At 65.9% G+C, this 20,161-nt stretch carries 18 protein-coding genes; 9 read left to right on the forward strand and 9 right to left on the reverse strand.

The window, feature by feature from the left end; genetic code table 11:
• Positions 1 to 26: 26 nt before the first annotated feature.
• From NMB43_RS02015 to rpoH, 9 genes are all read left to right on the forward strand, one after another.
• Complete coding sequence (locus tag NMB43_RS02015; RefSeq protein WP_494350488.1) at positions 27 to 1,067, forward strand: ABC transporter permease; 1,041 nt, start codon at positions 27 to 29, stop codon at positions 1,065 to 1,067.
• Positions 1,068 to 1,077: 10 nt separating this feature from the next.
• Positions 1,078 to 1,980 (forward strand): ABC transporter permease, encoded by a 903-nt coding sequence (locus NMB43_RS02020; RefSeq protein WP_494350489.1) that lies wholly within the window; start codon positions 1,078 to 1,080, stop codon positions 1,978 to 1,980.
• Positions 1,981 to 1,989: 9 nt separating this feature from the next.
• On the forward strand, positions 1,990 to 2,862 hold the full coding sequence (locus NMB43_RS02025; protein ID WP_494350490.1) for an ABC transporter ATP-binding protein: 873 nt from the start codon (positions 1,990 to 1,992) through the stop codon (positions 2,860 to 2,862).
• 16 nt (positions 2,863 to 2,878) lie between these two features.
• The gene (locus NMB43_RS02030) at positions 2,879 to 3,664 is read left to right on the forward strand and encodes an ABC transporter ATP-binding protein (RefSeq protein ID WP_494350491.1); all 786 of its coding nucleotides are present in this window, start codon (positions 2,879 to 2,881) and stop codon (positions 3,662 to 3,664) included.
• A 17-nt stretch (positions 3,665 to 3,681) separates the two neighbouring features.
• Complete coding sequence (locus NMB43_RS02035) at positions 3,682 to 4,467, forward strand: aldolase/citrate lyase family protein (protein WP_494350492.1); 786 nt, start codon at positions 3,682 to 3,684, stop codon at positions 4,465 to 4,467.
• Between the two features lie 34 nt (positions 4,468 to 4,501).
• On the forward strand, positions 4,502 to 5,398 hold the full coding sequence (locus NMB43_RS02040; RefSeq protein WP_494350493.1) for a 2-hydroxy-3-oxopropionate reductase: 897 nt from the start codon (positions 4,502 to 4,504) through the stop codon (positions 5,396 to 5,398).
• The gene (locus NMB43_RS02045; protein WP_494350494.1) at positions 5,395 to 6,663 is read left to right on the forward strand and encodes a glycerate kinase type-2 family protein; all 1,269 of its coding nucleotides are present in this window, start codon (positions 5,395 to 5,397) and stop codon (positions 6,661 to 6,663) included. Before NMB43_RS02040 ends, NMB43_RS02045 begins: the two co-directional genes overlap by 4 nt.
• Positions 6,664 to 6,704: 41 nt before the next feature.
• Positions 6,705 to 7,784 (forward strand): lactonase family protein, encoded by a 1,080-nt coding sequence (locus NMB43_RS02050; RefSeq protein ID WP_494350495.1) that lies wholly within the window; start codon positions 6,705 to 6,707, stop codon positions 7,782 to 7,784.
• A gap of 202 nt (positions 7,785 to 7,986) precedes the next feature.
• Entirely contained in the window at positions 7,987 to 8,838 is an 852-nt protein-coding gene (rpoH, locus tag NMB43_RS02055; protein ID WP_494350496.1) for an RNA polymerase sigma factor RpoH, read from the forward strand.
• 212 nt (positions 8,839 to 9,050) lie between these two features.
• Here rpoH and NMB43_RS02060 read toward each other — a convergent pair whose 3' ends face one another.
• The 9 genes from NMB43_RS02060 to NMB43_RS02100 are packed head-to-tail and all read right to left on the reverse strand — an operon-like array spanning position 9,051 to position 20,161.
• Entirely contained in the window at positions 9,051 to 10,154 is a 1,104-nt protein-coding gene (locus NMB43_RS02060; protein WP_494350497.1) for a nucleotidyltransferase family protein, read from the reverse strand.
• A 38-nt stretch (positions 10,155 to 10,192) separates the two neighbouring features.
• A complete protein-coding gene (locus NMB43_RS02065) occupies positions 10,193 to 11,515 on the reverse strand; it encodes a UDP-glucose dehydrogenase family protein (RefSeq protein ID WP_494350498.1) in 1,323 nt (440 codons plus the stop codon).
• A 23-nt stretch (positions 11,516 to 11,538) separates the two neighbouring features.
• Positions 11,539 to 12,684 (reverse strand): glycosyltransferase family 4 protein, encoded by a 1,146-nt coding sequence (locus NMB43_RS02070; RefSeq protein WP_494350499.1) that lies wholly within the window; start codon positions 12,682 to 12,684, stop codon positions 11,539 to 11,541.
• Complete coding sequence (locus NMB43_RS02075) at positions 12,681 to 13,901, reverse strand: glycosyltransferase (protein WP_494350500.1); 1,221 nt, start codon at positions 13,899 to 13,901, stop codon at positions 12,681 to 12,683. Before NMB43_RS02075 ends, NMB43_RS02070 begins: the two co-directional genes overlap by 4 nt.
• A 9-nt stretch (positions 13,902 to 13,910) precedes the next feature.
• Entirely contained in the window at positions 13,911 to 15,437 is a 1,527-nt protein-coding gene (gene murJ / locus NMB43_RS02080; protein ID WP_494350501.1) for a murein biosynthesis integral membrane protein MurJ, read from the reverse strand.
• Positions 15,412 to 16,620 carry a glycosyltransferase family 4 protein gene (locus NMB43_RS02085; RefSeq protein ID WP_494350502.1) on the reverse strand — a complete coding sequence of 403 codons (1,209 nt, stop codon included), beginning with the start codon at positions 16,618 to 16,620 and terminating at the stop codon, positions 15,412 to 15,414. The genes murJ and NMB43_RS02085 overlap by 26 nt, the downstream gene beginning before the upstream one ends.
• Positions 16,621 to 16,627: 7 nt before the next feature.
• Positions 16,628 to 17,746: a glycosyltransferase gene (locus tag NMB43_RS02090; RefSeq protein WP_494350503.1), complete on the reverse strand. Its 1,119-nt coding sequence runs from the start codon at positions 17,744 to 17,746 to the stop codon at positions 16,628 to 16,630.
• Positions 17,743 to 19,128, reverse strand: coding sequence for an O-antigen ligase family protein (locus tag NMB43_RS02095; protein ID WP_494350504.1), 1,386 nt, complete (start codon positions 19,126 to 19,128; stop codon positions 17,743 to 17,745). Before NMB43_RS02095 ends, NMB43_RS02090 begins: the two co-directional genes overlap by 4 nt.
• Positions 19,129 to 19,150: 22 nt before the next feature.
• Positions 19,151 to 20,161, reverse strand: coding sequence for a cellulase family glycosylhydrolase (locus NMB43_RS02100; RefSeq protein WP_494350505.1), 1,011 nt, complete (start codon positions 20,159 to 20,161; stop codon positions 19,151 to 19,153).

Raw genomic sequence — 20,161 nt, forward strand, 5'->3', positions numbered from 1 at the left:
CCTGCGCATCCGTAACGGAGCATTTCATGTCGATACTTGTCTCTTCCAGTCTGGGCAGACGCCGCTTGACCAGCCTCGGCCATCGCCTGGGCATCGTGGCGATCACCCTGTTCGGCCTGTTGGCGCTGACCTTCTTCATCGGCCGCGTGATGCCGCTGGACCCGGTGCTGTCCATCGTCGGCTCTGACGCCGACCAGTCGACCTACGACCAGGTGTTCAAGCAACTGGGCCTGGACCAGCCCTTGTACGTGCAGTTCGCCTACTACCTGCGCGATCTGCTGCACGGCAATCTGGGCCAGGCGCTGCTGTCCGGCAACGCGGTGACGGCCGATATCGCGCGCGTGTTCCCGGCCACCATCGAGCTGGCCACGCTGGCCATCCTGTTCGGCACCTGCGTCGGCGTGCCGCTGGGCGTGTTCGCGGCCACCCAGCGCGGTCGCCTCGGCGACCAGGTGGTGCGCGTGATCAGCCTGTGCGGCTACTCGGTGCCGGTGTTCTGGTTCGGCATGATGGGGCTGATCATCTTCTACGCCTGGCTCGGCTGGGCCGGTGGTGCGGGGCGCGTCGATCTGGCCTACGACGGCCTGGTCGAGAGCCGCAGCGGCTTGCTGTTGATCGACGCCGCGCTGGCCGGCGAGTGGGAGGTGTTCCACAGCGCGGTCAAGCACATCACGCTGCCGGCCTGCATCCTGGGCCTGCACTCGATGGCCTACATCGCGCGCATGACACGTTCATTCATGCTGGCGCAGTTGTCGCAGGAGTACATCATCACCGCCAGGGTGAAAGGCCTGTCGGAGCGCGAGGTGGTGTGGCGCCATGCCTTCCGCAACATCCTCGTGCAACTGCTCACCATCGTGGCGCTGGCCTATGGCTCGCTGCTCGAAGGCGCGGTGCTGATCGAGACGGTGTTCGCCTGGCCCGGTTTCGGCAGCTACCTCACCAGCAGCCTGCTGCTCGGTGACATGAACGCGGTAATGGGCTGCGTGCTGCTGATCGGCATCATCTTCGTGACCCTCAACCTGATCGCAGACGCCTTGTACCAGGTCTTCGATCCCCGTACCCGTTAAGGATGGCCTCATGACAACAGCAACCCTCTCCGCTGTGGCCAGCGAGCACGCGCCGCGTTCCTCGGCCCAGGCCCTGCGTCAGAACATTGCGCGTGGCCTGCGCAAGCTGATGCGCAACCCGCTGTCGGTGGCCGGCCTGGTCGTGATCGGCGCCTTGCTGCTGGTCGCCTGCTTTGCCCCGCTGATCGCCACCCACGACCCGCTGGCGCAGGACCTGGCGAACACGCTGCAGGCCCCCAGCGCCGCACACTGGTTCGGCACCGACGAGTATGGGCGCGACATCTACAGCCGCCTCGTCTATGGCTCGCGCATCACGCTCTACATCATCTCGCTGGTGACCGTGATCGTCGGCCCCGTGGGGCTCGCCATCGGCGTGGTGTCGGGTTACTTCGGTGGCTGGATCGACACCGTCTTCATGCGCCTGACCGACATCTTCGTGTCCTTCCCCGGTCTGGTGCTGGCGCTGGCCTTCGTCGCCGCGCTGGGCCCGGGCCTGGATCACGCCGTTATCGCCATCGCGCTCACCGCGTGGCCACCGATCGCGCGCCTGGCGCGCGCCGAGACGCTCAGCCTGCGCAAGGCTGACTTCATCGTCGCGGTGCAACTGCAGGGCGCATCCAGCTTCCGCATCCTGTGGCGCCACGTCGCGCCGATGTGCCTGTCCTCCGTCGTGGTGCGCCTGACCATGAACATGGCCGGCATCATCCTGACCGCTGCCGGCCTTGGCTTCCTGGGCCTGGGCGCGCAACCGCCGGTGCCGGAGTGGGGCGCGATGATCTCGGCCGGCCGCCGCTACATGCTGGAGTGCTGGTGGCTGGTGGCCATGCCCGGCGCGGCCATCATGATGGTGAGCCTGGCCTTCAATCTCTTCGGTGACGGCATGCGCGACGTGCTCGACCCGCGCAGCGAATAAGGGGACGACATGATGAATCGTGACAGTGCCAGTTTCGAGCCCCTGCTGCAGGTGCAGGACCTGCGGGTGAGCTTCAACAGCGGCGGCAGCCTGGTTGACGCGGTGCGCGGCATCTCCTTCGCCCTCGGGCGCGAGAAGCTCGCCATCGTCGGCGAGTCCGGCTCCGGCAAGTCCACCGTCGGTCGCTCGCTGCTGCGCCTGCATCCGCGCAGCGCACGCATCACCGCCAGCAAGATGCGCTTTGGCGACATCGACCTGCTGGGCTGCTCAGAGCGCGCCATGCAGGACATCCGCGGGCGCCGCATGTCGATGATCATGCAGGACCCGAAGTACTCGCTGAACCCGGTCATGCGCGTCGGCGACCAGATCGCCGAGGCCTACCTGTCGCACCACAAGGTGTCGAAGCAGGAGGCTCAGGCGCGCGCGCTGGCAATGCTGGAGGCGGTGCGCATCCGTGACCCGCAACGTGTGATGCGCATGTATCCGCACGAGGTCTCGGGCGGCATGGGGCAGCGCATCATGATCGCGATGATGCTGATCACTGAGCCCGAGGTGGTGATTGCCGACGAGCCGACCTCGGCGCTGGACGTGTCGGTGCGCCTGCAGGTGCTGGCCACGCTGGACGATCTGGTCAGCCAGCGCGGCCTGGGCCTGATCTTCATCAGCCATGACCTGAACCTGGTGCGCAGCTTCTGCGACCGGGTGCTGGTGATGTACGCCGGCCGCGTCGTCGAAGCCATCGACGCGGCCAACCTGGAGAACGCCCGCCATCCCTACACGCAGGGCCTGCTGGCGGCCCTGCCCAGCGTGGATGAACGGCGTGCGCGCCTGCCGGTGCTGCAGCGCGACCCGGCCTGGCTCACCGAGCCGGTGCGGGCATGAGGCGAGGAGACAGGACATGGGCATGATCGAGATCGACAAACTGAACCTGAGCTTCGGCGAGGGGGCCGACGCCAACCAGGTGCTGCACGATGTGAGCTTCGCGGTCGCCGAGGGCGAGGCCTTCGGCCTGGTCGGCGAGTCCGGCTCGGGCAAGACTACCGTGCTGCGCTGCCTGGCTGGCCAGTACGACCACTGGAGCGGGCGCCTGGCGATCCATGGCGAGGCGCTGGGGCGCAAGCTCGATCGCGCGCGCTGCCGCAAGCTGCAGATGGTGTTCCAGGACCCGTACGGTTCGCTGCATCCGCGCCACACGGTGGAGACGGCGTTGGCCGAGCCGCTGCGCATCCACGGCATCGGCGACATCGATGCGCGCATCGACGCCATCCTCGGCAAGGTGGGCCTGCCGACCAGTTTCCGCTATCGCTACCCGCACCAGCTCTCGGGTGGCCAGCGCCAGCGCGTGGCCATCGCACGCGCGCTGATCCTGGAGCCGCGCATCCTGCTGCTCGACGAGCCGACCTCGGCGCTGGACGTGTCGGTGCAGGCGGAAATCCTCAACCTGCTGGCCGAGCTGCGCCAGAAGGACGGCCTGACCTACCTGCTGGTCACCCACGACCTGGGCGTGGTCGCCCACCTGTGCGACCGCGTGGCGGTCATGCAGCAGGGGCGCATCGTCGATCTGATCGAGAGCGCGAGCCTGGTCGGCGCCATCCCTGAGCACCCCTATACCCGCATGCTGGTCGAGGCCAGCCGCCACTACAGCCGCGACATGGCCGAGCGATCGGTCGTCGAGACGGCATGACATCGGAGTGATGCCGGATGGACATGATCCTCAACCCCTTCAAGCACGCCCTGCGTGATCGTCGTCTGCAGATCGGTCTGTGGTCGCACCTGTCCAGCCATGTCAGCACCGAGGTCATCGGCGGTGCCGGCTTTGACTGGATCGTGCTCGACGCCGAGCACTCGCCGAACGAGACCTTCCTGCTGCACCAGCAGTTGCAGGCCCTGGTCGAGGGCGGCAGCAGCCCGGTGGTGCGCGTCGCGTGGAACGACAAAGTGCTGATCAAGCGCGTACTGGACCTCGGTGCGCAGAGCCTGTTGATCCCGCAGGTGCAGAACGCCGAGGAGGCAGCCGCCGCCGTGGCTGCCACCCGCTATCCGCATGAAGGCGGCGTGCGCGGCTTCACCGGCCTGTCGCGCGCCTCGCGTTTCGGCCGTATCAAGGACTACCACCAACGCGCCAGCGAGGAGATCTGCGTGATCGTGCAGGTCGAGACCGGCGAAGCGCTGGCGCAGATCGAGGCCATCGCCGCCGTCGAGGGCGTGGATGGCATCTTCATCGGTCCCGGCGACCTGTCGGCCGCCCTGGGGCAGATCGGCAACCCGGGGCACCCGGACATCCAGCGCGCCATCCGCGATGCGATCACGCGCATCAATGCGGCCGGCAAGCCGGCCGGCATTCTCACCGGCGACGAGCAACAGGCGCGTCAGTACATCGAATGGGGCAGCAGCTTCACCGCCGTCGGCGCCGACATCGCGCTGCTGGCCCGCGCCACCGAGCAGCTCGCGGCGCGCTTCCAGGAATTCAAGGCCGCGCGCGCCTAAGCGCGGCCCATCACATCGCACACAGGAGCACAGCATGGAAAGCATTGGTTTCATCGGCCTCGGCATCATGGGCACGCCGATGGCGGGGCATCTGATCGCCGCCGGCCACACCACCTACCTGCACACGCAGGGCGACATCCCGGCCCCGCTGCTGGAGGCGGGCGGCATCGCGTGCCGCAGCGCGGCCGAGGTGGCGGATCGTGCCGACGTCATCATCATGATGGTGCCCGACACGCCGCAGGTCGAAGCCGTGCTGTTCGGCGCCGATGGTGTGGCCGCCGCGCTGACGCCGGGCAAGCTGGTCATCGACATGAGCTCGATCTCGCCGGTGGCGACCAAGGACTTCGCGCGCCGCATCGAGGCGTTGGGCGCGGCCTACGTCGATGCGCCGGTGTCCGGCGGTGACGTTGGCGCCAAGGCGGCCACGCTGACCATCATGTGCGGTGGTACGGAGGCGGCTTTCGCGCGTGCCCGCCCGATCTTCGAGAAGCTGGGCAAGAACATCACCCTGGTCGGCGAGGCCGGCGCGGGGCAGATCACCAAGGTCGCCAACCAGATCATCGTGGCGCTGACCATCGAGGCGGTGGGCGAAGCCCTGCTGCTCGCCTCCAAGGCCGGCGCCGACCCGGCCCGGGTGCGCCAGGCGCTGATGGGGGGCTTCGCCAACTCGCGCATCCTTGAAGTGCATGGCGAGCGCATGGTCAAGCGCAACTTCGCGCCGGGCTTCCGCATCGCGCTGCACCAGAAGGACCTGAACCTCGCGCTGTCCACGGCGCGCGCGCTGGGCCTGTCGCTGCCCAACACGGCCACTTGCCAGGAGCTGTTCAATAGCTGCGCGGCGCATGGTGGCGAAGCCTGGGATCACTCCGCCATGGTGCGTGCGCTGGAGCTGATGGCCAATTTCGAGATCGGCGCTCCGGCTTCCGCATGAGCGAAGTGCCCACCCCCGAAGCGCTGCTGCGTGCGATGGCTGAGGCGGCCATCGCCGCCGTGGCGCCGGCTGAATGCCTGCCGCCGCATTTGCCACCGCCGCCGCGCGGCCGCACCGTGGTCATTGGCGCCGGCAAGGCTGCCGCCGCCATGGCCGCAGTGGTCGAGGCACATTGGCAGGGGCCCTTGTCCGGCATCGTGGTCACCCGCTACGGGCATGGCGCGGCCTGCCGCCACATCGAAGTCGTCGAGGCCGCGCACCCGGTGCCCGACGCGGCCGGCGAGCAGGCCGCGGCGCGCATCCTGGCCGCCGTCCAGGGGCTGGGCGAGGACGACCTCGTGCTGTGCCTGATCTCCGGCGGCGGTTCCGCCCTGCTGGCCTTGCCCGCGCCGGGCATCACACTGGAGGACAAGCGCCAGATCAACCGCGCGCTGCTGCGCAGCGGGGCCTCGATTGCCGAGATGAACTGCGTGCGCAAGCACCTGTCGGCCATCAAGGGCGGGCGCCTGGCGGCTGCTTGCGCGCCGGCGCGTGTGGTGACGCTGGTCATTTCCGATGTCCCGGGTGACGACCCGGCGGTGGTGGCTTCCGGCCCGACCTTGCCGGACCCGACTACCTGTGCCGATGCCCTGGCGATCTTGCGACGCTATGCGATTGACATTTCTCACGCGGCGCAAGACTGGCTAGAAAGCGGACACGGGGAGACGCCCAAACCGGGCGATCCGCGTTTCGCGGGGCATGCCTGCCATGTCGTGGCGACTGCGCAGGACGCGCTGGAGGCCGCAGCGGCCGTGGCGCGCGCGGCGGGCTTCACGCCGCTGATTCTGGGCAACGCCATCGAAGGCGAGGCGCGTGAGGTGGCGCGCATGCATGCCGCCATGGCCCGTCAGGTGCGGCGTCATGGGCAACCCTTGGCGGCCCCGTGTGTACTGATCTCGGGAGGCGAGACGACGGTCACGGTGCGTGGAAAGGGGCGTGGCGGGCGCAACGCCGAGTTCCTGTTGTCTCTGGCTTGCGCCTTGGACGGCGAACCCGGGGTGTATGCGCTGGCGATCGACACCGACGGCATCGATGGCAGCGAGGACAACGCGGGTGCCTTGTGCCGGCCGGACAGCCTGGCGCGCGCCCACGCCCTCGGCCTCAGTGCGCGTGCTCTGCTCGACGATAACGACGGCTACGGTTTCTTCGCCGCGTTGGACGAGCTGATCGTCACCGGCCCCACGCGCACCAATGTCAACGACTTGCGCCTGCTGCTGCTGACCTGACGCGGGTGCCTCATGCAGTGTCCAAGAAGAGAGGGATGGAGATGTCAGCGAGCACGTTCTTTCGCAATAGCCTGGCCGTCTGGGGGGTGATGGTGTTGTCCGCCTGCGCCACGCCGACCATGGTGTATGTGTCGAATGCCGAGAGTCGGGACATCTCGGTGTACCGGCTGGACCCGGCGCAGGGCAGCCTGCAGCCCGTGCAGACCAAGGCGGTGGGCGGTACCGTCATGCCCATGGCCGTGTCTGCGGACCGACAGCGCCTCTATGCCGCGATCCGCTCCCAGCCTTATCAGGTCGTCGCCCTGCGCATCGACACCCGCGAGGGCACGCTGAGCGATCTCGGGTCGGCGCCCTTGGCGGACAGCATGGCCAACATCGCGCTGGATCGCAGCAATCGCTTCCTGTTCTCGGCGTCCTATGGCGGCCACAAGCTGGCGGTCAATCCGCTCGACGCAAGCGGCGTACCGCAGCCGACCAGCCAGGTCGTACCGACCGGCCTCAATGCGCATCAGGTGAGCAGCTCGGCGGACAACCGCCACGTGTATGCCAGTCTGCTCGGCGCGGATCAGTTGGTGCGCCTGGACTTCGACGCACAGCAGGGCCGCTTGGGGACGCCTCCCGACGTCATGCTGCAGTTGCCCGCGCAGTCCGGTCCGCGGCATTTCGTGTTCTCTTCCCGCCATGCCTTGCTGTATCTGCTCGACGAGCTGGACGGCAAGCTGCATGTGTTGCGCGCGGATCCCGCCAGCGGACGCCTGACGCCGATGCAGACCGTCAGCGCCGTGCCACCGGCGTTCGCAGGCAAGCCGGCTGCGGCCGACCTGCACCTGACGCCAGACGGGCGATTCCTGTACGCCTCGGAGCGCGGGTCGAGCACCCTGGCCGGCTTTGCCGTCTCGGCGGACGACGGCCAGTTGAAGCTGATCGGTCATTGGCCCACGGAGACCCAGCCGCGCGGCTTCAACATTTCGCCGGATGGCCGCTTCCTGCTTGCCGTGGGGCAGAAGTCGCATTTCCTGACCAGTTATCGCATTGACGCCCTCAGTGGCGTACTGACCGAGGTGGCGCGTGTGCCGACCGGCAAGGGGCCAAACTGGGTCGAGATCGTGAGCCTGCCCTAGGGCCTGTTCACATTTATGAGGCGAAGCGGCGCGTGAACAGGCCTGTGTGGCGCGGGATGGCGCATTTGCCGGGGGCGTTCCGCCGCCCGGCACCGTCTGCCGGAACTTTTTCCTCCTGTTAGCACTCTCTAGCGGCGAGTGCTAAAATTTGATCGCGGGACGGGAAAAACCCCAGATGTCCCGTGGTTTCACAGGAGGTCACATGTCTCACGCGTTGAGTTTTCCCGTTCCGGCCGCTGTCGGCAGCATCGACCAGTACATGCAGGTGGCCAACCGCTACCCGCTGCTGAGCGAGGAGCAGGAGTTCGCGTTGGCGCGCCGTTACCGTGACGGCAATGACCTGGAAGCGGCCCGCGAGTTGATCCTGTCGCACCTGCGACTGGTGGTGTCCATCGCCCGCAACTACCTGGGCTATGGCCTGCCCCATGCCGACCTGATCCAGGAAGGCAACATCGGCCTGATGAAGGCGGTCAAGCGCTTCGACCCGGACCGCGGCGTGCGCCTGGTGTCCTTCGCCATGCACTGGATCAAGGCCGAGATCCACGAATACATCCTGAAGAACTGGCGCCTGGTGAAGATCGCCACCACCAAGGCGCAGCGCAAGCTGTTCTTCAACCTGCGCAGCCTGCGCGGCGACGCGCACACGCTGTCGCCCACTGAGGTGAACAACATCGCCCGTACCCTGGGCGTGAAGCCGGAAGAAGTCGTCGAGATGGAGACGCGCTTCTCCGGCGGCGACGTGGCCATCGACAACGGCCCCGAGGACGACGAGGAACGCGTCGCCCCGGCCGCCTGGCTGGCCGCGCCCGGTGCCGAACCCACCGAAGTGCTGGAGGCCGCCGAGCGCGACCACCTGCACGGCACGGCGCTGCACGAGGCGCTCGATGCGCTGGATCCGCGCTCGCGCGACATCGTGCAGCGCCGCTGGCTGGTGGATGAGGATGCCGCCACCCTGCATGAGCTGGCGGCAGAGTACGGCGTGTCGGCCGAGCGCATCCGCCAGATCGAGGCCAAGGCGCTGCAGAAGATGCGTGGCCTGCTGACCGCCCACTGAGCGGCACTCTGCCCAACAAAAAGCCGACCCGCGGGTCGGCTTTTTGTTGGGCTTCCATCTCTTCGCCACAGCTTCGCTTGGCCGTCATTCCTGCGTAGAGCCTGCCCTCGACCCAATCGGGGGCAGGAATCCAGCGTCTTTCGACGCTTTGCCGGGGGCAAGCAAAGTCACTGGGTCCCTGCCTGCGCAGGGACGAAGGTGGCGGGGCCCGTTCAGGCGCGCGCATCCCCCCAGCGCAGCGGGCAGTTGTCGTCACCCACGTAGTAGGTGTCGCCCTTGCGGTTCACGCAGTAGCGCGGCGAGACCACCATTTCGGGGAAGCTCATGCCCTCGCCGATGCGGGTGTATTCGAACAGCACGCTGCGTACCAGGGTGGCGCCCTTGCGCACGTGGCTGCCATGGCCGATCCAGGCCGGCCCCACGATGGTGGCGCCGGGCTCGATGCGCACGCTGGAGCCGAGGTAGACCGGGCCGGTGATGCTGACCTTGTCCCAGTCGACATGGGTGTTGAGGCCGACCCAGATGCCGGGACGCACCTCCTTGCCAGGCATGTCCATCTGCGCCACCTCGCCGCGCAGCACGCGTTGCAGCACGGCCCAGAAATCGGTGACGCGGCCGATGTCGATCCAGTTGAAGAAGCGGTTCTGGGCGTAGAAGGGCAGGCCCTTCTCCACCAGCAGTGGGAACAGCTCGCTGCCGATGTCATACACCTTGCCGGACGGGATCAGGTCCAGCGCGGCCGGCTCGAAGATGTAGATGCCGGTGCTGGCCTTGGTGGACTTGGCGTCCTCGGGCTTGGGCTTCTCCTGGAAGGATTCGATCTTGCCTTCCTTGTCGGTCACCACGATGCCGTAGTTCTTCACGTCTTCGAGCGGCACGTCGAGCGTAACCACCGAAGCGATGGCGCCCTTGAAGCGGTGCTCGTGCAGCGCGGCACCGATGTCCAGGTCGATGATGGCGTCACCGCACAGCACCAGCGTCGTCTCGTCGAAGAAGCCGCTGTTGTCCTGGATGTACTTCATGCCACCGGCCGAGCCCAGCGGCTTGGGCACGATGTCGCCATGCTCGTAGCCGCCCTCGTAGGAGTAGCCGATCTCCACACCCCAGCGATGACCGTCACCGAAGTACTCCTCGATCTTGCGGTGCATGAAGGAGACGTTGAGCATGATCTCCTTCACGCCGAAGCGCGCGAGGTGCTCGATGATGTATTCCAGCACCGGTTTGCCGAGGATAGGAATCATCGGCTTCGGGATGTCCTTGGTCAGCGGTCGTACGCGGGTGCCCTGGCCGGCGGCCAGGATCATTGCCTTTGCCATGTGCGTTTCCTCTTCGTTATGAATACGGGGTACCGGGTTCAGACCCGGCCGATGGGTTGGTAGTCGAGGCCGAAGCTGCGCGGCAGCTTGGGGTCGTACAGGTTGCGCCCGTCGAACACCGTGGGCGACTTGAGCTTTGTCCTGATGCGCTCAAAGTCGGGGCTGCGGAATTCCTTCCATTCCGTGACGATGACAAGCGCATCGGCGCCTTCGAGCGCCTCCATCGGATTGGCCGCATAGGCCAGGCGCGGCTCGTCGCCGAAGATGCGGCGCGCTTCGTCCATGGCGACCGGATCGTAGGCATTCACCTTGGCGCCGCGCTTGAACAGCTCGGCGATCACCACCCGGCTGGTCGCCTCGCGCATGTCGTCGGTATTCGGCTTGAAGGCCAGACCCCACAGCGCGAAGGTCTTGCCGGAGAGGTCTTCGCCGAAGCGACGCACGATCTTGTCGACCAGCACCAGCTTCTGCGCATCGTTGGCATCCTCCACTGCCTGCAAGAGCTTGAGCGCCTGGCCGGCGTCCTGACCGGTGCGGATCAGGGCCTTCACATCCTTGGGGAAGCAGGAGCCGCCGTAGCCGCAACCGGCGTACAGGAAGTGGTAGCCGATGCGCGGGTCGGAGCCGATGCCCTGGCGCACCAGCTCGATGTCGGCGCCCAGCTTCTCGGCCAGTAAGGCCAGTTCGTTCATGAAGGAGATGCGCGTGGCCAGCATCGCGTTGGCCGCGTACTTGGTCAGTTCCGCGCTGCGCACATCCATCACCACCAGCTTGTCGTGGTTGCGCTGGAAGGGCGCGTAGAGCGCGCGCATGAGGTAGATGGCCTGTTCGTCGTCGGCACCGATCACGATGCGGTCGGGCTTCATGAAGTCCTCGACCGCCGCCCCTTCCTTCAGGAACTCGGGGTTCGACACCACCGAGTAGTTGAGCGTCACGCCACGTGCCGCCAGCTCCTCGGCGATGGCCGCGCGCACCTTGTCGGCGGTACCGACCGGCACGGTGCTCTTGTCGACCACCACCTTGTAGTCGGTCATCAGACGGCCGATGTTGCGCGCCGCGGCCAGCACGTACTTGAGGTCGGCCGAACCGTCTTCGTCCGGCGGCGTGCCCACCGCGATGAACTGCACCGTGCCGAAGCGCACCGCCTCTTCCACGTCGGTCGTGAAGTGCAGACGGCCGGCCGCGACATTGCGGGTGACCACGGCATCCAGCCCCGGCTCATGGATCGGGATGCCGCCCTCCTTGAGGATGCGGATCTTCTCCGGGTCGAGGTCCAGACACAGCACGTCATTGCCCATCTCGGCCAGACAGGCGCCTGATACCAGGCCTACATAACCGGTTCCTACAACGGTGATCTTCATGGTCGACTCTCTGTGTGTGCGTTTCAGGGGGCCAGGGGGCTGGCGCGTCGCGGCGCGAAATTGGCCTGGGTCCGCTCGACGGCGGCCTTCATCGCGGCCCGGAAGGACTCGGGCGAAAAGCGCTCGGCATGCGTCCGGCAGGTCTGCGGGGCGATCGTCTGTGGCATCTGCTCGAAGGACTGGACGGCGGCCACGATGGCGGGCACCGATTGCTCGTAGAAGAACAGGCCGGTGCGGGCCTCGCCCTCGCCGCACACCGTCTCCAGCGAACCGCCGCGACCATAGGCGATCACCGGCGTGCCGCAGGCCTGGGCCTCCACCGGGGTGATGCCGAAATCCTCCTCGGCCGCGAAGACGAAGGCCTTGGCGCGCTGCATGTGGTCTATCAGTGCCTCTGCCGACTGGTAGCCCAACAGGCTCACATTGGGGCCCGCCAGCGCCTTGGCGCGCTCGAAGTCAGGCCCCTCGCCGATCACCACCAGGCGCTTGTCCGGCATCTTCGAGAATGCCTCGACGATCAACGGAATGCGCTTGTAGGGGACCATGCGCGAGGCGGTCAGGTAGAAGTCCTCCTTGTCTTCGCGCAACTGGAAGCGGGCGACGTCTACCGGCGGGCAGATGACTTCGGCATCCCGCCGGTAGACCTTCTGGATGCGCCGTGCGATGAAGCGCGAGTTGGCGATGAAGTGGTCCACCCCGTTGGCGGTGCGCACGTCCCACTGCCGAAGGTAGTGCAGGATGACGCGTGCCAGCCAGCCCTTGAGGCCGCGCTTCAGGCCAGATTCGGCAAGGTACTGGTGTTGCAGGTCCCAGGCGTAGCGGATGGGGGAGTGCACATAGCTCACATGCACCTGGTCGGGTCCGGTCAGCACGCCCTTGGCCACCGCATGGCTGGATGAAATGACGAGATCATAGGATGACAGGTCCAGTTGCTCGATCGCCAGCGGCATCAGCGGCAGGTAGGCGCGATACTTGGTGCGGGCGAAGGGCAGGCGCTGGATGAAGGTGGTGTGCGTGTCCTTGTTGTGGATGAAGTCGCGCTTGCCGGGCGGCAGGAAGTCGACCACGGTGAAGATGTCGGCGTCCGGGTAGAGGGCGAGGATCTGCTCCAGCACCTTCTCGCCGCCGGCGTAGCCGACCAGCCAATCCTGGATCAGGGCGACCTTCATGCGGTTCTCCCCGGGTAGCCTGGCAGGGTGGCACGCAGCACCTTCAGCATGCGTTCGGTGCGGCGCTCGTAGGTCTGCTCGCGCGCCACGTCGAGGCGCGCCTCGAGCGTGCTGTCGCCTTCCTGCAGGGCGTGCTCGATGCCGCGGATGAAGGCGTCCGCATCCTCGGCGAGACAGGCCACGTGGCCATAAGCCTGCAAGGCGTGCAGGCGGGTGGAGACGACGGGCACACCCGCCGCGAGATACTCGAAGAACTTCATCGGGAACATGCCCTTGGTGTACTCATTGATCATGTTGGGCAGCATCGCCACGTCGAAACCCTTGAGGTAGGCCGGCAGCGTCTGGTAGTCGCGCGGGCCGAGGAAGTGGATGTTGGGAAACTGCCGCAGCGTGGAGGCATCGGTCCAGGGGTCGCCCTCGCCTACCTTGCCGATCAGCACGATGGACCACTCCGGATGGCGCGTCGCCATCTCGGTGAGCAAGGAGAAGTCGACCTTGTAGCCGCTGATGGCACCGATGAAACCGATGCGTGGCGCCGGCAGCGCGGCCAGCTCGGCGGGTATCTCGGTGGCGGCGTCGCGGGCACGGGCGAAGTGCGCGAAGTCGGCCACGTTGGAGAAGTAGTGGGTGTTGGGATTCAGCTCGCGGCGCGTCTCCAGCAGATGCTCGGCGGTGACGAAGCAGATGTCGACGTCGCGGGTCAGCTCGCTCTCGGCGGCGGCGATCTCCTCGGCCGGCATGCCCGGCTGCGCCTTGATCTCATCCACGCAGTGGTACACGCTGGAGCGAAAGTCGTCGTAGCGGAACAGGCGCGTGGTCATTGGGTTGTAGGTCCAGAACAGCTCGGGCTTGAGTCGCAGGTACCACATCCAGAAGCGCAGGCCCCAGTCGAGCAGCTTGCGATTGAGGGCGCGCACGAATCCATAGCGTTGCAGGGGCACCACCAGCGGCGACCACACCCACAGGTTCGGGCGTACTTCTTGTGGCCGGCGCAGCGCCTTGCGCAGGCGACGCAGGATGCGCTTGAGATCCTGCGCACTGGCGGAGGGCCGGCGCAGGCCCAGCGAGTCGATGTAGAGCACGCGGAAGCCGCGCCGCGCGAGCTCCACCGCCACATGCTGCTTGTTGGTCCAGAACGGGTTGTCCCAGTCGGCCGTGGACAGCAGCACCACGTCGCCGGGGGGAATCGTGCTTCCTTCTTGCAGGGGCGTGTCCATGTCGCTCACTCAGCTTGGGGTTCGGTCGGAGGCCCGCCGGCGCAGTCCGGGGACGCGCTGGAGCAGGGGCTGGGCGGCGCCACGCAGCGGTGGCACCAGGCCGATCAGCAGGCCCCACCAGACGAGACAGGCCGTTGCACTCGCCAGCATTCCAAAGGGATAGAGCAATTCGCTTGCCAGCCACGCGCAGAAGGCGAGCTGCACGGCGCAGCCCAGGGCGATCCAGGCGAGCGGCGCGGCCAGCGCGCGCCACAGGCCCAGCAGGGTGAAGCAGGCAAAGAACAGGATCAGGTTGAAGCTGGCTACCGCCGCACCGATGGTCAGCGCCCCCAGGCTGCGCCACAGCAGCAGGTTGACCAGCATGTTGCCAGCGGCGGCCAGCACGGTGACGAACAAGGCCTCGCGGTTGCGCAACTGCGAGTTCAGCACCTTGACCAGGTAGTAGGCGGTGATGGTCGCGCCCAGTGCGCCGCCCATCCAGCGCAGCACCTCGGTGGTGAGTTGCACCGAGTGCGCATCGAAAGCGCCGCGCGCGAACAGCAGGCGCACCACGCTCTCCGCATGCAGGGCGATGAACGCCGACAAGGGGAAGGCCACCAGCAGGATCGTCGTCGTGGTCTGCCGCACATGCGCCTGCATGGCCTGCGCGTCCTCGCCGCCATGCTTCGACATGGTGAGAATGCCCAGGGGAACGGCGATCAGTTGCACCGTCGTGTCTGCCACAAAACGGGCGTAGTCGACGGCCGGGATCACTTCGGTACCGATCCACGAAGACACGATGCGCTCCACCAGCACGTTGACCTGGGCGATCAGCGGCAGACCCAGCAGCGGCAGCATGTTGCGCAGGAAGCTGCGCGACACCTCGGCGATCACCCCCAGCGTGGGGCGCAACTCGGGCAGCAGTCGATCCAGCTTGCGCAGTTCCATCACCGTCCACAGGAAGAAGACGATGTGGCTCGCCACGATGGCGCTGGCCAGCCAGTGCGTGTGCTTGGTCCACACTGCCAGCGCAGCACCGAGGATCGCGCCCACGTTCAGCAACACCGGCCGCCACGCGATGCCGCCGTAGCTGCCGAAACTCGCCTCGATGAAGGAGATCGTGCCCCCCAGGACGAAGAAGGGTGTGGCCAGCCCCATCACCTGCAGCAGCTTGGCGGCCAGCGCCAGCGTGGCGCCGGAGGCGCCGGGCGCGATGAAGGCGGCGACTGCGCCGGCATACAGGAACAGCAGACCGCTGACGGTGGCCGAGAACAGCAGGCCGTAGACGCAGGCGATCAGCAGCAGCAGTCGCCCCTGGTCGCGGTCCGTGCTGCTGAATCGCCGGTACAGCGGTAGCAGGCCGGCACTCAGCGCATCGCCGACCAAGGCCTGGGTGGGCAGCAGGTAGCCTGTCTGCGCGACACGGAACGCGGCGGCGATCTCGCCGGTGCCGAACCAGGCCGCGAACAGGACTTCGCGCACCAGGCCCAGACCCTTGGAGGCGAGGTTGCCGATGACGATGGCAAACACGCTACGCGCCATGGGGGCTCCGTGCATGCAGCGACTGCACTACATCGAGATAGCGCGCCGCCACCTTCTCCCAGGCATAGGCCTCGGCCATCGCACGCGCGGCTGCACGCATGCGCGCATGCAGGGCCGGATCGGCATGCAGTTGCAACAGGCGGTCGGCAATCGCGCGGGCGGTGTAGTCCACGACGAAACCCGTTTCACCATCGCGGATCACATGGGGGGCGCAACCGACCGGCGTCATCACGGCCGGCGTGCCGCAGGCCATGGCTTCCAGCACCACCAGGCCCCAGGTCTCGTAATCGCTGGGCAGGACGAAGGCATCTGCCGCGCGGAAGTAGCGCTCGGTGTCTGCCACGGTGCCCAGAAAGCGTACGCGGTCGGCCACGCCGTGGTCGGCGCTGATGCGCTTGTAGGCGTCATGCGAGCTGCCGCGCCCGCCGATCACCCACAGGCAGACATCCTCGGGCATCAAGGCGAGGGCGGCGATCACCAGGTCCAGGCGTTTGCGCTCGAACTCGTGGCCCACGAACAGCAGGACGAAGCGTCCGGGTGCGCCCAGCTCTGCCTTCAAGGCGCGCCGTTCGCTCTCTGGGCAAGGGCAGTAACGCACCAGATTGATGCCGTTGTGGATCACCTCGTGCCGCAGGCCGGCGCGCAGGTAGGGGCGCGCTTCCTCCAGTGTCTGCTCCGACACGGCGATCACTGCCTGGGTGCGCGGCGAGCGGAAGGCCCATTGCTCGCGCAGCAGACGGAAGCCGAAAACCGGATTGAAGAACTGCGGGATCTTCTTGATCCAGTGCCGGCGATCTGCGCGGTACTGCGCGATGAACACGTTATGCAGCACCAGCACATGGGCGCCGAAGGACTCGATGTTGTGGTCCAGCGAAACGAAGCCCTGGCGTTCCAGACGACGCACCTGCAGGCCGCCGAGCAGGGAGAAGAGGAACACTTGCAGGCAATGGCGGATGCGGAAGCTGATCCGTCCCCTGGGCTGCCAGCGCTTGAGTGCGTTGCCGAAGGCGGTGACGTGCAGGCGGACACCCTCCAGGCCGCGTGGCACATCGGTATCGACCACGAAATGCACCTCGTGCCCGCGCTCGGCGAAATGCCGGCTGGTTTCGATGGATACCGTGCCGCCACCGGTGCCGATCACATCGCGCGCGGAGACCGCGATCTTGGCCAGGGTGGCGTGTGGGTTTGCGTAGCTCATGAGTTGCTCAGGCCTGTGCTGTCCGGTAGAGATCGCACAGCGCGGCGGACTGACGTCGAATGTCGAAGCGTTCGCAGACGAAGCGTCGTGCCGCTTCGCCCATGGCCTGCTGCCGGGTCCGCTCCGTCACCAGGCAGTCGAGCGCCAGCGCCAGTTCGCTGACATTGCGCTCGGCGACCAACAGGCCGGTCTCGTTCTCCACGATGGCTTCCGGAATGCCGCCATGGCGGGTGCCGATCACCGGCACGCCGCTGGCCGAGGCCTCCAGCAAGACGATGCCCAGCCCTTCCGCATCGCCCGAGCCGGCGGTCACACTGGGCAGCACCAGGGCGGTCGCGCCGCGCAGGGTGTGCCGCACGAAGTCATGCCCCTTCACGCCATGGAAACGCACCGCGCGCGCAATGCCGAGCTGCGTCGCCTGGGCCTCCAGCTCCGCACGCAGCGGCCCGTCGCCGATCAGATCGAGGCTGATCTCGGAGTGTCGCCGCTGCACCTGGGCGAAGGCCTCCAGCAGGTAGCGCGTACCCTTCTTCTCCACCAGGCGGGCCACGTGCACGAAGCGGGGCATGGCCTCGGCCGCCACCGGCGAGAACTGCTCAGTGTCGATGCCGATGTAATGGATATGCAGCTTGTTTTCCGGGAAGCCGGCGCGCAGCGCCGCATCGCGGATGAAGCGCGAGACGCAGATGAAGCCCGCCCCGCCCTGCTTCAACGCGGCCTGCAGCAGGGCGTAGCGCACCAGCGCGGGGCGTCCGCTGCGCAGGAAGTGGCCGCGCGTGGTGGTCACGTCGAAGCCATGCAGGGTGGTCAGCAGCGGGATGTCGAGCTGGCGTGCCAGGGGCAGCGCGTACAGGCCGTCGACCGAGAAGTGCGCATGCAGCAGGCCCAGCGCGCGCGTCTTCAGACCGGCCAGGAAAGGTGCCGGCGTGGCGGTCAGCAGGTAGCGCAGCAGGGCGCCGCCGCCCAGCGCCGGGGGCACCCAGCTTTCGAGCGCCGCATCGGCGGGCCCGAACAGCTTGCGTCCGATCAGCAGGGGCTTGCAGTGTGCCGGCAGGGCACGCGCCTGCGCGGCGATGAAAGTTTCCGAGGGCTTGAACAGTTGAAGCCGGAAGATGCCGGGATTCATGTCGTGGTCGCTTTCGATTGCGATTGGCTCGGACTGAACGGCGGGGCACCCTTGGCAGATACGCCAGCGAGTACGCCCACCAACACGGCCAGCACCGCAGTGATATGCACCTCACCGATCAGTCCGAAGTTTTCGCCTTGTGCTTGAAACAGGTTCCACACGAATCCACAGAACACGGCTAGCCCAAAACGCCGCACCAGCGGGGCGTTGGCGAGAGCATGCTTGAAGGACCATATGAGTAGGCTTGCAGCGAAGATCACGCCGGCGAGTGCGCCGAACAAGCCGCTTTGTGACCACAGCATGATCAGCGCGTTGTGTGGAGGAAAGCCGGGGCTCAAACCGTGGCTCAGGGCATAGACGATGAAGCGCTGTTCCCAGCCACCGAAGCCGTGTCCAAGCAATGGCGTAGCGAGAAACTCTCTCTCAGCGAACCCCCAGATGACCTGTCTTACTGCAAACGTGCTGGACGAGGCCTCACCAAAGCCACTATCGGACAGGGCATCCATCGCATAGGGCACAAGAGGCGTCAAAGCCGCGGCAACCAGCAGCGAGAAGACTAGTTGCTGTGGGGCGATCTTGCCTGTCTTGCAGGTGGTGATGGCGAGCGCCAGCAGCGGGATACTCAAGCCGGCGATGGCGCCTGCCTTGGACCCTGTGAAGAAGACAGCAAGCCAGTAAAGGCTCGCCACAGCGAGAAGCTTGCGATCTTGCAAGGCTTGCCCGACCTGCCAGGCAGAGAGCGCCATGATGCCCATTAGGCAGGATGCAATGTTCGCGTTGACAAGCACGCCGCCTGACTTGGAGGGATCGAGCACATTGTTGCGTCCCTCGAAGAAAAGCATGCTCAAAGAGTTGGGGGAGATGAAAACCTTGGCCAGTGAGGAACTCAGGAAGTCGAGCTCGTACTGCGGAAACAGACGAAAAGCGATGACGAGGACTGGCTGGAAGAGACCTGCGAAAAAGAGCGTACGCAAGAGTGCATCCCGGGCAGTATCGCTTTCCGAAACCAGTCGAGCCGTGGTAATCGCAATACTGAAGAATGGCAGCAGATAAATGATGTATCTGAAGCCGAGTACAGGCGAGGGCGACCACATAATGCTGATGCCATGCGCTACGACGAGAAGGGCCGCGCTGAGGAACCAAGCTTCCCGGAATAGTCGATCAGTTCGCGTGAGCGAGAGCAAGAGCACTAGGGACAGCAAGAGGCCAAGTGAGGGATAGACTCCACCGAGAGGCACCGTGAAGCACTGGAGCACAGCTAGTCCTGCGACGGGAAACAACACGCTGGCGATGCCCCTGCTGGCTTGCCAGCCGATATAGGCCGGGCGTGCGGCCATCAGCATGGACAAGAACAGCACAGAGAGAACGAGCGCGACACCCATCGTGTATGGATTCTTCTGTGAATCAGTTAGCTAAGTAGTCGTACGACGGTTTGGGGCTCCAATCGTGACGGAGCAAACCGAAGCCAGCCTCGGGGTCAGTCGTGCTCGGATTGTCGTCCCGCATCTCGTAGATCAAGTACATGGCGATCCCGGAACTCCGTGCGAGCGCGATTGAGCGGGCCAGGTAGTCACGCTGAGTGATTTCGGTTACGCCGCGTTCGTGATCGGGCACGGTGCTCCATCCGAGCTCCGTGATGAACACGGGCTTACTCTCAAAGCCTTTCGTGCTCCTGATCTTTTTGAGGACTGTTTTCAGCAGGGTCTCAAAGCCTGTGTATGTCCCGGCCTGTCCGTCGCGATAAACGACATAGGGGTGGATGGCGAGTGCATCCCCAAACTGCGCGATTCCTGGTTCCGATAAGTAGTCTTCCAGGACTGAATTCTTTTTTGCGTAGCCGATCAGGCTGTCATAAGCGCTCGTAGAAAAACTGCCCGAGATTACGGTTGCTTCGGGGTCGGCAGACTTTACAACTGGATAGACTGCCTTCACGAGCCGTGTGTAGTCTGCCGCGTTACCTGGTCGCGTCTTGCCCGCGCCACCGCTCCATTCATTCCAGATTTGGTAGTACTTCACCCTCCCCTGGAAATGGCGAGCCACGAAGGCGGAGTAGCGAGCGAAAGCTTGCACGGCTTCTGGGCTACGAGGCTTTTCGAAGCCGTCGTAGTGCGGGTTTCCGTAGTCCAGGATCATCATTGAGTCGATGCCAAGCTTGCGTCCCGTGTTGACGATGTAGTCCCAGCGTTCAGGAATTCTGAGTGTGCCCTTGTCCTCCTCGACTGCTTTCCAGGGGACATCCCACCGAATGACACTGAGTTTTGCCCGGGCGGCAGCCTGAAGTACCTTATCGATGGTCTCCTTGTTCGCGCCCCACAGGTGCTCGCACACCCCCAGAATCATGTCGTTGCCGGCCGCGCGGCCCGCAGCGGGCAAGAGCATGAAAAGGGCGAGGAGGCTGGCGTAGACCAATCGCAT

This window comes from Uliginosibacterium sangjuense, from assembly GCF_059132465.1.

Excerpts from the sequence above, each read along its gene's own strand:
- NMB43_RS02030 (WP_494350491.1), top strand. The coding sequence starts at position 2,879 with ATGGGCATGATCGAGATCGACAAACTGAACCTGAGCTTCGGCGAGGGG.
- NMB43_RS02015 (WP_494350488.1), top strand. The coding sequence starts at position 27 with ATGTCGATACTTGTCTCTTCCAGTCTGGGCAGACGCCGCTTGACCAGC.
- murJ (WP_494350501.1), bottom strand. The coding sequence starts at position 15,437 with ATGCACGGAGCCCCCATGGCGCGTAGCGTGTTTGCCATCGTCATCGGC.
- NMB43_RS02045 (WP_494350494.1), top strand. The coding sequence starts at position 5,395 with ATGAGCGAAGTGCCCACCCCCGAAGCGCTGCTGCGTGCGATGGCTGAG.
- NMB43_RS02060 (WP_494350497.1), bottom strand. The coding sequence starts at position 10,154 with ATGGCAAAGGCAATGATCCTGGCCGCCGGCCAGGGCACCCGCGTACGA.
- NMB43_RS02075 (WP_494350500.1), bottom strand. The coding sequence starts at position 13,901 with ATGGACACGCCCCTGCAAGAAGGAAGCACGATTCCCCCCGGCGACGTG.
- NMB43_RS02050 (WP_494350495.1), top strand. The coding sequence starts at position 6,705 with ATGTCAGCGAGCACGTTCTTTCGCAATAGCCTGGCCGTCTGGGGGGTG.
- NMB43_RS02095 (WP_494350504.1), bottom strand. The coding sequence starts at position 19,128 with ATGGGTGTCGCGCTCGTTCTCTCTGTGCTGTTCTTGTCCATGCTGATG.
- NMB43_RS02035 (WP_494350492.1), top strand. The coding sequence starts at position 3,682 with ATGGACATGATCCTCAACCCCTTCAAGCACGCCCTGCGTGATCGTCGT.
- NMB43_RS02090 (WP_494350503.1), bottom strand. The coding sequence starts at position 17,746 with ATGAATCCCGGCATCTTCCGGCTTCAACTGTTCAAGCCCTCGGAAACT.
- NMB43_RS02040 (WP_494350493.1), top strand. The coding sequence starts at position 4,502 with ATGGAAAGCATTGGTTTCATCGGCCTCGGCATCATGGGCACGCCGATG.
- NMB43_RS02065 (WP_494350498.1), bottom strand. The coding sequence starts at position 11,515 with ATGAAGATCACCGTTGTAGGAACCGGTTATGTAGGCCTGGTATCAGGC.
- NMB43_RS02020 (WP_494350489.1), top strand. The coding sequence starts at position 1,078 with ATGACAACAGCAACCCTCTCCGCTGTGGCCAGCGAGCACGCGCCGCGT.
- NMB43_RS02100 (WP_494350505.1), bottom strand. The coding sequence starts at position 20,161 with ATGCGATTGGTCTACGCCAGCCTCCTCGCCCTTTTCATGCTCTTGCCC.
- rpoH (WP_494350496.1), top strand. The coding sequence starts at position 7,987 with ATGTCTCACGCGTTGAGTTTTCCCGTTCCGGCCGCTGTCGGCAGCATC.
- NMB43_RS02085 (WP_494350502.1), bottom strand. The coding sequence starts at position 16,620 with ATGAGCTACGCAAACCCACACGCCACCCTGGCCAAGATCGCGGTCTCC.
- NMB43_RS02025 (WP_494350490.1), top strand. The coding sequence starts at position 1,990 with ATGATGAATCGTGACAGTGCCAGTTTCGAGCCCCTGCTGCAGGTGCAG.
- NMB43_RS02070 (WP_494350499.1), bottom strand. The coding sequence starts at position 12,684 with ATGAAGGTCGCCCTGATCCAGGATTGGCTGGTCGGCTACGCCGGCGGC.